The sequence below is a fragment of the Dactylosporangium sp. CA-139066 genome (assembly GCF_050936175.1).
GTDB lineage: Bacteria > Actinomycetota > Actinomycetes > Mycobacteriales > Micromonosporaceae > Dactylosporangium.
Genome location: NZ_JBNJNH010000001.1, coordinates 183,489 through 196,440 on the forward strand (window position 1 = coordinate 183,489; position 12,952 = coordinate 196,440).

At 71.8% G+C, this 12,952-nt stretch carries 13 protein-coding genes; all 13 read left to right on the forward strand.

Annotation, left to right across the window (positions count from 1 at the left end):
* The first annotated feature begins 62 nt into the window (after positions 1-62).
* The 13 genes from ACQEVU_RS00870 (at position 63) to ACQEVU_RS00930 (ending at position 12,612) form a co-directional block, all read left to right on the forward strand.
* Positions 63-1,268 carry an MFS transporter gene (locus ACQEVU_RS00870; RefSeq protein WP_433318984.1) on the forward strand — a complete coding sequence of 402 codons (1,206 nt, stop codon included), beginning with the start codon at positions 63-65 and terminating at the stop codon, positions 1,266-1,268.
* 18 nt (positions 1,269-1,286) lie between these two features.
* On the forward strand, positions 1,287-1,913 hold the full coding sequence (locus ACQEVU_RS00875; RefSeq protein WP_433318987.1) for a sortase: 627 nt from the start codon (positions 1,287-1,289) through the stop codon (positions 1,911-1,913).
* 158 nt (positions 1,914-2,071) lie between these two features.
* Entirely contained in the window at positions 2,072-4,501 is a 2,430-nt protein-coding gene (locus ACQEVU_RS00880) for a chemotaxis protein CheW (RefSeq protein ID WP_433318990.1), read from the forward strand.
* A 2-nt stretch (positions 4,502-4,503) separates the two neighbouring features.
* Positions 4,504-4,962 (forward strand): chemotaxis protein CheW, encoded by a 459-nt coding sequence (locus ACQEVU_RS00885; RefSeq protein ID WP_433318993.1) that lies wholly within the window; start codon positions 4,504-4,506, stop codon positions 4,960-4,962.
* 4 nt (positions 4,963-4,966) lie between these two features.
* The gene (locus ACQEVU_RS00890) at positions 4,967-6,508 is read left to right on the forward strand and encodes a methyl-accepting chemotaxis protein (RefSeq protein ID WP_433318996.1); all 1,542 of its coding nucleotides are present in this window, start codon (positions 4,967-4,969) and stop codon (positions 6,506-6,508) included.
* 110 nt (positions 6,509-6,618) lie between these two features.
* Positions 6,619-7,512 carry a hypothetical protein gene (locus tag ACQEVU_RS00895; RefSeq protein WP_433318999.1) on the forward strand — a complete coding sequence of 298 codons (894 nt, stop codon included), beginning with the start codon at positions 6,619-6,621 and terminating at the stop codon, positions 7,510-7,512.
* Between the two features lie 155 nt (positions 7,513-7,667).
* Positions 7,668-8,867, forward strand: coding sequence for a protein-glutamate methylesterase/protein-glutamine glutaminase (locus tag ACQEVU_RS00900; RefSeq protein ID WP_433319002.1), 1,200 nt, complete (start codon positions 7,668-7,670; stop codon positions 8,865-8,867).
* Positions 8,864-9,721, forward strand: a complete 858-nt coding sequence (locus ACQEVU_RS00905) for a CheR family methyltransferase (protein WP_433319005.1) — start codon at positions 8,864-8,866, stop codon at positions 9,719-9,721. Before ACQEVU_RS00900 ends, ACQEVU_RS00905 begins: the two co-directional genes overlap by 4 nt.
* A 6-nt stretch (positions 9,722-9,727) precedes the next feature.
* Positions 9,728-10,129: a response regulator gene (locus tag ACQEVU_RS00910; protein WP_033365181.1), complete on the forward strand. Its 402-nt coding sequence runs from the start codon at positions 9,728-9,730 to the stop codon at positions 10,127-10,129.
* On the forward strand, positions 10,126-10,599 hold the full coding sequence (locus tag ACQEVU_RS00915; protein ID WP_433319008.1) for a chemotaxis protein CheX: 474 nt from the start codon (positions 10,126-10,128) through the stop codon (positions 10,597-10,599). The genes ACQEVU_RS00910 and ACQEVU_RS00915 overlap by 4 nt, the downstream gene beginning before the upstream one ends.
* Entirely contained in the window at positions 10,596-10,958 is a 363-nt protein-coding gene (locus ACQEVU_RS00920) for a response regulator (protein WP_433319011.1), read from the forward strand. The genes ACQEVU_RS00915 and ACQEVU_RS00920 overlap by 4 nt, the downstream gene beginning before the upstream one ends.
* A gap of 8 nt (positions 10,959-10,966) precedes the next feature.
* Entirely contained in the window at positions 10,967-11,449 is a 483-nt protein-coding gene (locus tag ACQEVU_RS00925; RefSeq protein ID WP_433319014.1) for a hypothetical protein, read from the forward strand.
* Between the two features lie 134 nt (positions 11,450-11,583).
* Complete coding sequence (locus ACQEVU_RS00930; RefSeq protein ID WP_433319017.1) at positions 11,584-12,612, forward strand: LacI family DNA-binding transcriptional regulator; 1,029 nt, start codon at positions 11,584-11,586, stop codon at positions 12,610-12,612.
* Positions 12,613-12,952 lie beyond the last annotated feature (340 nt).

A 12,952-nucleotide genomic window follows, 5' to 3' on the forward strand; every position in this document is an offset into this window, starting at 1 on the left:
CGACGGGGTGCAAGGCGGATCAGCGCTTCGGTGCCGCGTCACCGGTTCCGATGCGAAACGGCGTGAGTCTTCTGAAATCGCGCAACTACCGTCTCTGGGCCGCCGCCGACCTGGTCTCCGTGACCGGCACGTGGATGAAGGTCCTGGGCGTCAACTGGTTCGTCCTGCAGGCCACCGGATCCACGACGGCGATGGGCCTCGCGCTCATGCTGCAGACGCTGCCGATCCTGCTGCTCGGCCCGCTGGGCGGGGCGCTGGCCGACCGCCTGCCGGTGCGGCGGGTCCTGCTCGTCACGCAGGCCGCGCACGCGGTCCTGTCGCTCGGCTTCGCCGCCGTGGTGATCTCCGGTGGTTCGCTGTGGTGGTTGTACGCCCTGTCGCTGCTCACCGGCGTCGTGTCGGCGGCCGACGGGCCGGCGCTGGGCCGCTTCGGCGGCATGGTGGCGGGGCCCGGGCTGCTCTCCCGGGCGCTGGCCAACGGCTCGCTCATCAGCTCCACCGGCCGCATCGTCGGCATGAGCGTCGGCGGCGTGGTGGCCGCGACGGCCGGCCCGGCCGTGCTGTTCGCCGCCAACGGCGTGAGCTTCGCCGCCGTCATCGCCGCGCTCCTGGCGATGCGCACCTCCTCGCTGCACGAGCTGGCGTCCGCGCCGGCCGCCGAGCGGGGCGCGGTGCGCGCCGGCCTGCGCTACCTCGCGACCCAGCCGATCGTGCTGGTCACCCTCGCCGTCTCGTTCGTGCTGGGCAGCCTCGGACGCAACTACCAGGTCACTATGGCGGCAATGAGCGACGGTCCGCTGTCGGCCGGTCCGGCCGGATACGGTGCCCTGTCGACCGTCTTCGCCGCCGGAACCGTGCTCGGCGCCGTCGTCATCGGCCGCCGCCGCGAGCTCACCCACCAGCTGCTCATCGTCGCCGGGCTGGTCGCGAGCGGCCTGCAGATGCTCGCCGGCGTGGCGCCGGGCCTGTGGACGTTCGCCGCCGCGCTGGTGCCGATCGCGGCCGCCGCGGTCATCGTCGACACCACGGTCGCCTCCCGGGTCCAGCTCGACACCCGCGAGGACATGCGCGGCCGCGTGGTCGCCGCGACGGCCATGGTCAGCGCGCTGGGCGGCATGGTCGGCGCCCCGGTGCTCGGCGCGCTGTGCGAGGGGATCGGCCCGCGCGCGACGCTGGTCCTGGCCGGCGCAATCGGCGTGCTGGCCTGCGCGGGCGGGGCGTTCGCCCTGCTCACGCGTCGGGCCGGGGCGCCCGCGCTGACCCGTTGATCCACTTATAGTGCGTTCATGGGCATTCGCCGGGACAGCGCCCCGCGACTGCTGCTGGCCGCCGCGGTACTGCTGCTGCTCGCCGCCCTCGCGGCGGGCGGCACGACGGCGTGGACGTGGCTCGGGCGCACCCGTGACATCCACGCCGCCCAGCAGCGGCTGTCGCGCGGCCTCGAGGCGCAGTGGGCGAGCGGCGCCGCGCCGCCGGCCCGGCCCGCGCCGATCGCCCGCCTGCACCTGCCGACGCTGCGCCTCGACCTCGTGGTCGTGGGCGGATCGGCGGAGGCGGACCTGCGGCAGGGGCCGGGCCTCATCCCGGGCACGGCCCCGATCGGCGCGGCCGGCAACACCGGGATCGCCGGGGGCCGGTATCCGGGGGTGTTCTGGGAACTCGACCGCGTCGGCATCGGCGACCCGGTGGTGCTGGAGACGCGGGAGGCGTGGCTGGTGTACCGCGTCATCGAGGCCCGGGTGGTCCGCCCCGACGACGACGCGCTGCTCGAGCCGCCCCCGCCCGGCGCCGGCCCGCGGCTGACCCTGGTGACCGGCGATCCGCGGCTGAGCGCGGCCCGGCGCCTGGTCCGGCAGGCCACGCTGGTGCGCCGCGACCCGCACGCCGGCCCCCGCCCGGCAGAACTGGCCTGACCTGGTCCTTTACCCGGCGTAGCGGGGTCATTACCAATCGCGGCGAATCTCCTTTACCGGCCATCGTGGGTGCCGATTGTCCCAGTGGGTCGCAGCCGCTGGGTTCGTCCCGATGCGTGTCGTGTCCCCCGTGCGGGGGTCGAAAGGAGCGCCTGGCCGTGAGCGAGTTGGGTGACATTGTCCAGGAGTTTCTCGTTGAGTCCCACGAGAACCTCGATCAGCTGGACCGCGACCTGGTCGCGCTCGAGGCCCAGCCGGGCTCGCGCGACCTGCTGTCGTCGATCTTCCGCACGATCCACACCATCAAGGGCACGTCGGGCTTCCTCGCGTTCAACCGCCTCGAGCGCGTGACGCACGTCGGCGAGTCCCTGCTGTCCCGCCTGCGCGACGGCGCGCAGGAGATGACTCCCGCCACCACCGACGCGCTGCTGCGCATGGTCGACACGGTGCGCGGGCTGCTCTCCGAGATCGAGGAGAACGGCCAGGAGCAGCCCGGCGACGACTCCGAGGTGGTCGCCGCGGTCAACGCCTGCATCACCGACGACTCGGCCCCGAAGGCGGCTCCGGCCGCGCGCGCCGCCGCGAAGCCGGCCGCCGCACCGGCGCCCGAGGTTGTGGTCGTCGAGCAGCAACCCGTCGAGGTCGTGGTCGTGGAAGAGGTGGTTGCGGTCGTCGAAGCCCCGGCCTCACCGCCGCCGTCCGCCGCCCCGCCGCCGGCCCCCACCGCCCCGCCGTCCGCCGCCGCTCCACCGCCGGCCGCCGCCCCGCCGACCGCCGCCCCGCCGCCGCCCGCACCCGCGCCGAGCGCTCCCGCGGGGGCCAAGCCCGCGGCCGCCGCCGAGCCGGGCGATGACGCGGTCTCCCGCCGCAGCGTGGCCGACCAGTCGATCCGCGTCGACGTCGACCTGCTCGACAAGCTCATGAACCTCGTCGGCGAGCTCGTGCTCACCCGCAACCAGCTCGTGCGGGCGATCGGCTCGGTCGCCGACCCGGGCATGACGCGCACCGGCCAGCGGCTGAACCTCATCACCTCCGAGCTGCAGGAATCGGTGATGAAGACCCGCATGCAGGCCATCGACCACCTCTGGTCGAAGCTGCCGCGGGTGGTGCGCGACCTCTCCTCGACCTTCGGCAAGCAGATCCGGCTGGCCCAGGAGGGCAAGGAGACCGAGCTCGACCGATCGCTGCTGGAGGCGGTCAAGGACCCGCTGACGCACCTCGTGCGCAACGCCGTCGACCACGGCATCGAGACCCCCGAGGACCGCGTCGCGGCCGGGAAGTCGCCGGAGGGCACGCTGACCCTGCGCGCGTACCACGAGGGCGGCCACGTCATCGTCGAGGTCCGCGACGACGGCGGCGGCATCGACCCCGACAAGATCGCCCGGATCGCCGTCGAGAAGGGCATCGTCTCGCGCGACCAGCTCGCCGCGATGGACCGCCGGGAGGTCCTCGGCCTGGTCTTCCGGCCGGGCTTCTCCACCGCGAAGGCGGTCACCAACGTCTCCGGCCGCGGCGTCGGCATGGACGTGGTGAAGACCAACATCGAGCGCATCGGCGGCGCCGTCGACGTCGACTCCGTCGTCGGCCAGGGCACCACGTGGCGGCTCACCATCCCGCTGACGCTGGCCATCATCCAGGCCCTCACGATCGAGTGCGGCGCCGAGCGGTACGTCATCCCGCAGGTCGCCGTGCACGAGCTGGTCTATCTGGACGGCCAGTCCGGCCGGGTGGTCGAGCACGCGATGGGCGCGCCGGTGTACCGGCTGCGGGGCAAGCTGCTGCCGCTGGTGTACCTCGACGACACCCTCGGCCTGGCCCGCGACGGCGAGCACGACACCGACGTCTACGTCGCCGTCCTGCAGGCCGAGGGCAAGCGCTTCGGGCTCGTCGTCGACCGCGTGCTCAACACCGAGGAGGTCGTGGTCAAGCCGCTGACCTCGCGGTTCAAGGACATCGGGGTGTACGCCGGGGCCACCCTGCTCGGCGACGGCCGGGTCGCGCTCATCCTCGACGTCGCGTCGCTGGCCCGCCGGGCCCACCTGGCCTCCGGTGGCGAGCGCACCGACGCCGACACCACCGTGCGCCGCGGCGGCGACAACGCCGACCGGCTGCTCATCGCCGGCGTCGGGGACCGGCGCGTGGCGATCCCGCTCGACATGGTCACCCGCCTCGAGGAGTTCCCGGTCGAGCGCATCGAGCGCACCGGCAGCCGCGAGGTCGTGCAGTACCGCGACCAGATCCTGCCCGTTCTGCGCCTGTCGCACCTGCTCGGCGCCTACGAGACGGAGCCCGGCCCGACGGTGCCGGTGGTCGTCTACACCGAGAACGGCCGTTCGGTCGCGCTCGCCGTCGAGAAGATCATCGACATCGTCGAGGAGGGCCTCGACGACTCGCGCCGCGACTTCGGCGACGACGGCCTGCTGGGCTCGGCCGTCATCCAGCAGCGCGTCACCGAGCTGCTGGACGTGCGGCGGGCGATCCTCGCCGCCGACCCCCTGTTCCACACCTCGATGGACCCCTACGAGCACGACCCGTACCAGGCCGGTACCGAGGCCGAGTACAACTCCTACCAGCCCGCCGGAGCCTGACCATGGCCAGCCGTCAATACGCCACCTTCGAGGTCGCCGACCAGCTGTTCGGCCTCGACGTCGCCAAGGTCCAGGAGGTCCTCTCCTTCGACCAGTACACCCCCGTCCCCCTCGCCCCGGAGTCCGTGGGCGGCCTGTTCAACCTGCGCGGTCAGGTCATCGCCGCGGTCGACCTGCGGGTCCAGCTCGGCCTGCCGCCGCGCACCAAGTCCGCCGAGCCGGCCATGAACGTGATCGTCAGGACCGAGGAGGAGTCGGTGTCGCTGCTCGTCGACCGCATCGGCGAGGTCGTGACGCTGCAGGAGGACACGTTCGAGCCCCCGCCGGACACCCTGCAGGGGCGCGCCCGGCACCTGATCACCGGCGCCTTCAAGCTCGACGGGCGGCTCCTGCTCGCGCTCGACACCACCAAGGCCGTCAACACCAACCCGCCCGGCATCGGCAACAACCGCGAGGAATGACCACATGAGCTGGTTCACCAACATGAGCGTCCGGGCCAAGGTGCTCGCGGCGATCGCCGTCGGCGGGATCGTCACCGTCGTCATCACGTTCGTCGGGCTCAGCAGCCTCAGCAGCGCCAACGACAAGATGCGGCAGTTCACCGCGAAGAACAAGCAGTTCGTGGCGCTGGCCGACATGCGGCAGGGCCTCGCCGACATCCTCGGCGCGCTCAGCCTCGACCAGCAGAAGGCGGCGGACGCCAAGCTCGCCGACGCGATCGCCCGCTACCGCGCGGATGCCCAGGCGGACCGCGGCGGCGAGCTCTCCGCGATCGAGACCGCGGTGGCGGCGTACCGCACGGTGCGCGACGGCCCGGCGGCCCAGGCGATCGCCACGGGCGGGGTCGCCCAGTACGTGGAGATCATGACGGCCCAGGGCCAGCCCCAGATGGCCAAGGCGGCCCAGGCCATCGACCGCCTGCAGAGCGCGGACATCACCGAGGCCGAGGCCTGGCGCACGAGCGCGGAGGACGACTACAAGACCAGCCGCATGTGGATGATCGCAGCGGCCGTGATCGGGCTCATCGCCGCCTTCGGCATCGGGTTCTGGGTCACCGCGCTCGTCGTCAGGCCGCTGCGCCGGGTCTCCGACGTGCTCGGCGCCGTGGCCAACGGCGACCTGTCGACGAAGGTCGAGGTGGCCTCCACCGACGAGGTCGGCGCCATGGCCACCGCGCTCAACCGGGCCACCGACAGCATGCGCAGCACGGTGCAGACGATGGACTCGACGGCGACGTCGCTGGCCACGTCGGCCAACCAGCTGACCGGCATCAGCGCGCAGATCGCGTCGGGCACCGGCGAGGCGAGCGACCAGGCCAACGTGGTCGCCCTGGCGGCCGAGGAGGTCTCGCGCAACGTGCAGACCGTGGCGGCCGGCGCCGACGAGATGGGCCTGTCGATCCGCGAGATCGCGCAGAACGCGAGCGAGGCGGCGAAGGTCGCGTCGCAGGCGGTCATGGCGGCGGAGTCGACCAACCAGGCGGTCAGCCGGCTGGGCGAGTCCTCGACCGAGATCGGCAACGTGGTCAAGGTGATCACGTCGATCGCCGAGCAGACCAACCTGCTCGCGCTCAACGCGACGATCGAGGCGGCGCGGGCCGGCGAGGCGGGCAAGGGCTTCGCCGTCGTCGCGAACGAGGTCAAGGAGCTCGCGCAGGAGACCGCGCGGGCCACCGAGGACATCTCCCGGCGGGTCGAGGCGATCCAGGCCGACACCACCGGCGCGGTGGCCGCGATCGGCGAGATCGGGCAGATCATCTCGCGGATCAACGACTACCAGCTCACCATCGCCTCCGCGGTGGAGGAGCAGACGGCCACGACCAACGAGATGAACCGCAGCGTCAGCGAGGCGGCGACCGGCTCCGCGGAGATCGCCAACAACGTGTCCACGGTCGCCACGGCCACCCAGAACACGTCACGCAACGTAGCCGAAGCCCAGCGCGCGGCCGGCGACCTGTCCCGGATGTCGAGCGAGATGCGCCAGCTGGTCGCCCGGTTCAAGATCTGATTCTGCTCATCGGCTGACACCCCGGGGGTGACGCACGGCTACCGGCCGGCGTCGCCCCCGGCCCTTTCGGTGGACAGACCGGGGTGCAGCTGCGTTGCAGACTAGTTGCCATGTACAGCCTGGTTAGCGCCCCCGTTCTCGGCTTCGACCTCTCCCGACTGCAGGGTGGATCGGCCGCGGCCGATGTACTGCTTCGCAGCCTCACCCTTACGCAGGGTGATCTTCCGGCCATCGCCGACGCCCGCACCGACGACGACTGGGACCGCGCCGACCTGTGGCGCGACGTCGACGCCGCGGCCCAGGAGCGGCGGGCCACCGTCGCAGACGCCGGCACGCTGACCACGATCGAGCGCGCGCCGCTCGGCACGCTCGACGGGCTGCTGCACTGCCTGCGCTACGACGTGCTCGACTGGACCTGGGGCAAGCGCCCCGCACCGTCCGCGACCATGCCGACGCCGCAGGCCCGCACGCCACGGCAGCGGCAGAGCCCGGTCGCCAGCCGCGCCACCGGCGTGCTGTCCGACGCCGCCGCGGCCGCCTACCTGCGCGAGCTGCTCTCCGACGAGTCCCGCCGCCGGCTGAGCGGGCCGTGGACCGTCGCCGCGCGCGCCCTGCCCGAGCGCGAGCACGACCTCGGCCCGCAGGCCGACGACGTGCGCGCGCTGCTGTCCCGGGTCGGCGCGCTGACCCCGGCCGAGATGCAGCGGCTCAACAAGGTCACCGACAGCGCCCGCCCCGGTCTGACCGACTGGGCGCCCGCCGTGCACTCCGCGTCGTGGGCCGTGTTCCTCTCCGGCCGCGTCCGCGCCGGCGCGGCCGCCCAGCTGCTGCTCGTGCAGGCCCTGGACCGCTCGGGCGTGCCGGTCGCCGACCGCGCCGGCGGCGTCTGGAACCTGCTCAGCGGCGCCGTGCAGGCGCTCATGGTCCGCGACCTGCTCGACTCGGCCACCGCGCAGCGCCTCCTGGACCCGTATTTCACCGCCATGGGCCCCCTGGCCGGCTGAACGGGTTCGAACCTCGCCTCTGTCCGGAATGCTCCGGGCAGAGGCGGTTCTTTTGGGAATTTCCCTTATCCACACCGGACTCGACGCCGATTAGCCCGCTGGAACGTGACGGGCCTCGCAACTGCCGCGGCCCCCCGGTGCTGGAGGCAAGGCGCGTGATCTCGGTTCTGGTCGTGGACGACTCGGTCGTCGTCCGGCGTCTGATCACCGACGCGCTCGGCGACGACCCGGAGATCCGCGTGGTCGGCACCGCGCCGAACGGCAAGGTCGCTCTCACCAAGATCGAGCAGCTGCGCCCCGACCTGGTCACTCTCGACATCGAGATGCCCATCATGGACGGGCTGCAAACGATGCGGGCGATCCGCCAGCAGTACGCCCGGCTGCCCGTCATCATGTTCAGCACGCTCACCGCGGCCGGCGCCACCGCGACCCTCGACGCGCTGTCGGCCGGCGCCAGCGACTACGTCACCAAGCCGGCCAACGTCGGCAGCGTCGCCGAGAGCATCCGCAGCGTCCGCGAGCAGATCATCCCGCGCATCCACGCCCTGTGCGGCGGCCGGGCGCGCGGCCCCCTCGCGCCGCCGCGCCCCGGCGCCGCCCCCGGCCGCCCGCTGCCCGGCGCCGGCCACCCGTCGGCCCCGCCGCTGGCCCGGCCCGGCGGCTCCGCGCTGCCCGGCGTGGTCCGCCCGCCCAACGTCCCGCCCGGCGGCCCGGTGGTCGCGCCCGTGCGCGCCGCCCCGCGCACCGGCGGCATCGAGGTCGTCGCCGTCGGCTGCTCCACCGGCGGGCCCGACGCGCTCACCGCCGTGGTCCGCGCGCTGCCGGCGAGCCTGCCGGTGCCGGTGGTCGTGGTCCAGCACATGCCGCCGGTCTTCACCAAGATGTTCGCGGACCGCCTCGACCGCACCGCCGCCCTCTCCGTCGTCGAGGCCGCCGGCGACATGGTGGTGCGTCCCGGCACCGTCTACATCGCGCCCGGGGACTTCCACATGGAGGTCGTGCGGCGCGGCACCGAGGTGGTCACCAAGCTCAACACCGGGCCGCCGGAGAACTTCTGCCGGCCCGCCGTGGACGTGCTCTTCCGGTCCGTTTCGCGTACGTACGGCGGCTCGACGCTGGCCGTGATCCTCACCGGCATGGGCCAGGACGGCAAGCGGGGGGCGGAGCAGCTGCGCGCCGCCGGCGCCGAGATCGTGGTGCAGGACGAGGCGACCTCGGTCGTCTGGGGGATGCCGGGCGCGGTGGCCCAGGCAGGCATCGCGCACGCCGTGCTGCCGCTCGGCGAGATCGCGAACCATCTCATCAGCCGTACCGCCGGCGGCCGCGGTGCGAAGTCCATGGAGGTGACCCGATGACCTTGAGTGCGCAGGAGTTCGCCTTCATCAGCGGCCTCGTCCGCCGTGACGCGGCAATCGTGCTGGAGGCGGGCAAGGAGTACCTGGTCGAGGCGCGGCTGTTGCCCCTCGCCCGCCAGTCCGGCCTGCCGACGGTCTCGGAGTTCGTCAACCGTGCGCAGCAGCGGCCCGAGCCGGAGATCCACGCGAAGATCGTGGACGCGCTCACCACCAACGAGACGTCGTTCTTCCGCGACGGCGAGCCGTTCAAGCAGCTCGTCGACACGGTCCTGCCGGACCTGCTGGCGCGGCGGGCGGCGACGAAGACCATCAAGGTGTGGTCGGCGGCCAGCTCCAGCGGGCAGGAGCCCTACACGCTGGCGATGGTGCTGCAGGACACCCTGCCGACCGGCTGGGCCTTCGACATCCTCGGCACCGACATCTCCACCGAGATGCTGACCCGGGCCGAGGCCGGGCAGTACACGCAGCTGGAGGTCAATCGGGGACTGCCGGCGCCGCTGCTGGTCCGGCATTTCGAGCGCAACGGCGCTCACTGGAAGGTTGCGCAGGCACTGCGCAAGAACGTGTCGTTCCGCCGGCTCAACCTGGCGGCGCCGTTCCCGCCGATGGGACCGTTCGACATCGTGTTCATCCGCAACGTGCTGATCTACTTCGATGTCCAGACCAAGCGGACCGTGCTGCAGCGCGTCGCCGGGACCCTGCGTCCCGACGGCTGGCTGTTTCTCGGCTCCGCCGAGACGACGATCGGCATTGACGACAGGTTCGAACGGGTGGTCGCCGGCCGGACGTCCGCATACAAGCTCCGGGCGGCCGGCAAGGCCGCCACCCCAGTGAGCGCTGTAGGAAAGGGGTGAAGCCAGATGCTCACCATGGTGATCGACGATTCGCGCGCGATGCGCCTGATTCTCAAGCGGATCGTGGCACAGCTGGGCTTCGACGTGGTCGAGGCGGGAAACGGCCAAGAGGCGATGGACTACCTCAAGGCAAACGTCCTCGACGGCGACGGTGAGATCCCGGGGCTGGCGCTCGTCGACTGGAACATGCCGGAGATGAACGGGCTGGAGTTCGTCACGGCGGTCCGCGCCGAGCCGCGACTGCGCGGGATGACGCTCATGATGGTCACTACCGAGAGCGAGCAGAGTCAGATCGTCCGGGCCTTGGCCTCGGGGGCGCACGAGTACGTGATCAAGCCCTTCACCCCGGACGCCATCATCGACAAGCTGGCCCTGCTCGGCCTCGTCCCGAACGGAGTCGCAGCATGACCAATCCCACCGAAGAGGACCTGAAGGTCATTGCCGAGCAGGTCTGGTCGTCGTACCTCGACCTCGACGGGGCGAGCCCGCTGGTCCCCCTTCCGCCCGAGAAACCCGCCACCGACGTGACCGCGTCGGTCTCGGTCACCGGCGCGTGGCGCGGCCACGTGCTGGTGAGCTGCTCGGAGCTGGCCGCGAAGAACGTCGCGGCCGCGCTGCTCGGCCTGGAGGTCGACGACGTGGCCGAGGAGGACGTGGCCGACGCCCTGGGGGAGCTGGCCAACATCATCGGCGGCAACGTCAAGAGCCTGCTGCCGGAGCCGTGCGCGCTCTCGCTGCCGCACGTCCACGTCGACGGCAACAACGGCCGCTACCCGTCCGTGACCGAGGTCTGCCATCTCCAGGGCTCATGGCTGGCCGAGTCCGTCATCGTCACCGTTTTGGAAAGCACCGCCGACCTTGCTGGAGCACCCGCATGAAGATTCTGATCGCCGACGACAGCCGGGTGATGCGTCAGATCGTGACCCGCACCCTGCGCCAGGCGGGGTACGAAGGGCACGACCTCGTGGAGGCCTGCGACGGGCAGGAGGCCTTCGACAAGGCGGTCGCCGAGAAGCCGGACCTGGTGCTGTCGGACTGGAACATGCCGCACATGACCGGGGTCGAGGTGCTGCGGATGCTGCGGGCCAACGGCAACAAGGTCCCGTTCGGGTTCGTGACGTCCGAGGGCACCCCGGAGATGCGACAGGCGGCCGAGGACGCCGGCGCGCTGTTCCTGGTCACCAAGCCGTTCACAGCCGACACTTTCAAGGACGCACTCGATCCTATTTTGGGATGATATGAGCTATGTCGCATGTTCTGCCCGTTCCCAAGGCCGTCAAGGACCTCTTTGACGACCTGCTCGGCCGGTCGGTCACCGTGAACCCGGCCGACCCCCTGAAAGCCGCCGACGTTCCCCGCACCCTGGTCGCCCTCTACACCGACGAACGGCTCCAGCTCATGGCCGTGATCGGGATGGACTTCGAGCTCACCGCCTATGCCGGCGCGGCGATCGGGTTGATCCCGCCGGGCGGGGCGCAGGCGTGCATCGAGGACAAGGAGATCTCGAAGATGATCGGCGAGAACGCCATCGAGATCTGCAACATCCTGGCCGGGCTGATCAACAACGACGAAGCTCCCCGCGTCAAGCTGCACCAGACCTTCCTGCCCGGTGGCGGCCCGCCGGCGGACGCGGTGAACTACCTGCTCGCGCTCGGGCGGCGACTGGACCTCAGGGTGGACGTCAGCGGGTACGGCGGCGGCAAGATTTCCCTCGCGCTCGCCGGGTGACCGGCGTGAACGCCGACGTGGTGCCCGAAAAATCCGGTATTTTTCGGGCGCCGCACCGGTGAGATGCGGTCGCGCACGGTTGCGTGGGCGACATCGTGCAAAAAATTGCGTAGTCATGCACTACGCTTGCGGGCATGACTCGACGACTCGCTGAGGTGGCGAAGTACGCCGGCGTGAGCGAGGCGACCGTGAGTCGGGTGCTCAACGGCAAGCCCGGCATCTCCGACGCGACCCGCACGGCGGTCCTCACCGCCCTCGACGTGCTGGGCTACGAGCGGCCAACCAAGCTTCGCGGCGAGCGGGCCCGCCTGGTCGGCCTCGTGCTCCCGGAGCTGCAAAACCCGATCTTCCCGGCCTTCGCCGAAGTGGTTGCCGGCGCGCTGTCCAAGCGCGGCTTCACCCCGGTGCTGTGCACCCGGACCGCGGACGGCGTCTCCGAGGCCGACTACGTCGAGATGCTGCTGGACCAGCACGTGTCCGGCATCATCTTCTGCGGCGGGCTCTACCACCAGGCGGCGGCGGAGCACGAGCACTACCACCGCCTGCACGACCGCGGCCTGCCGGCCGTGCTCGTCAACGCCGCCATCGACGACCTGGGCTTCCCGCGGGTGTCGGTTGACGACGGCCACGCCGTCGACCAGGCGTTCAACCACCTCAGCTCCCTGGGGCACAAGCGGATCGGGCTGATCCTCGGCCCGGCCGACCACGCGCCGTCCAACCGCAAGCTGGCCGCGTTCCAGGCGGCCGCGGCGGAGTCGAGCACGGTCGACGAGGGCGACGTCGAGCGGGTCATCTTCTCGATGGAGGGCGGCCGCGCCGGCGCGACCCGGCTCATCAAGCACGGCGTCACCGGCATCATCTGCGCCTCCGACGTGCAGGCCCTCGGCGCCATCCGGGCCGCTCGCCGGCTCGGCCGCGAGGTCCCCGACGACGTCTCGGTGGTCGGCTTCGACGACTCGCTGTTCATGAACTGCACCGACCCGCCGCTGACCACGGTCCGCCAGCCCATCCAGGCGATGGGCCAGGCCGCCGTGACGCTGCTCGTCAGCCAGGTCGCCGGCACGCTCGTGCCGACCGAGGAGATGCTCTTCGAGCCCGAGCTCGTGGTGCGCGGCTCGACCGGCGCGCTGCAGGAGGCGGCCCGGGCGACCACCGCCGCCTAGCGCCTGTTTCATTACTGAGGCGGGGCTGCGGCCGGCCCAGATTCCGCCTGGCGGCGTCCCGCGAAAGCCGGGTTACAACACCGGTAGCCAGGCTTCCGCGGGCCACCGCCAGACGAAATCTGGACTCGGCCTCGCTCCCACCCCAGTCATGAAACAGGCGCTAGCACTGGCACGGCCCCGGAGGGGGCGAAGCTCCCAGAGCGCCACGACTTCTGCGCGAAGTGGTGGCGCTCTTTGCATCTGTGCGCAACGGGCTTGCCGGTGCCCGCTTGCATCGTTCGCGCCGTTCGTCAAGGTCCTTCGTGACCCCAGCGCGAGCGCCCGGCCGCCGTCGGTGATC

Excerpts from the sequence above, each read along its gene's own strand:
- ACQEVU_RS00890 (WP_433318996.1), top strand. The coding sequence starts at position 4,967 with ATGAGCTGGTTCACCAACATGAGCGTCCGGGCCAAGGTGCTCGCGGCG.
- ACQEVU_RS00910 (WP_033365181.1), top strand. The coding sequence starts at position 9,728 with ATGCTCACCATGGTGATCGACGATTCGCGCGCGATGCGCCTGATTCTC.
- ACQEVU_RS00930 (WP_433319017.1), top strand. The coding sequence starts at position 11,584 with ATGACTCGACGACTCGCTGAGGTGGCGAAGTACGCCGGCGTGAGCGAG.
- ACQEVU_RS00920 (WP_433319011.1), top strand. The coding sequence starts at position 10,596 with ATGAAGATTCTGATCGCCGACGACAGCCGGGTGATGCGTCAGATCGTG.
- ACQEVU_RS00875 (WP_433318987.1), top strand. The coding sequence starts at position 1,287 with ATGGGCATTCGCCGGGACAGCGCCCCGCGACTGCTGCTGGCCGCCGCG.
- ACQEVU_RS00925 (WP_433319014.1), top strand. The coding sequence starts at position 10,967 with ATGTCGCATGTTCTGCCCGTTCCCAAGGCCGTCAAGGACCTCTTTGAC.
- ACQEVU_RS00895 (WP_433318999.1), top strand. The coding sequence starts at position 6,619 with ATGTACAGCCTGGTTAGCGCCCCCGTTCTCGGCTTCGACCTCTCCCGA.
- ACQEVU_RS00905 (WP_433319005.1), top strand. The coding sequence starts at position 8,864 with ATGACCTTGAGTGCGCAGGAGTTCGCCTTCATCAGCGGCCTCGTCCGC.
- ACQEVU_RS00915 (WP_433319008.1), top strand. The coding sequence starts at position 10,126 with ATGACCAATCCCACCGAAGAGGACCTGAAGGTCATTGCCGAGCAGGTC.
- ACQEVU_RS00885 (WP_433318993.1), top strand. The coding sequence starts at position 4,504 with ATGGCCAGCCGTCAATACGCCACCTTCGAGGTCGCCGACCAGCTGTTC.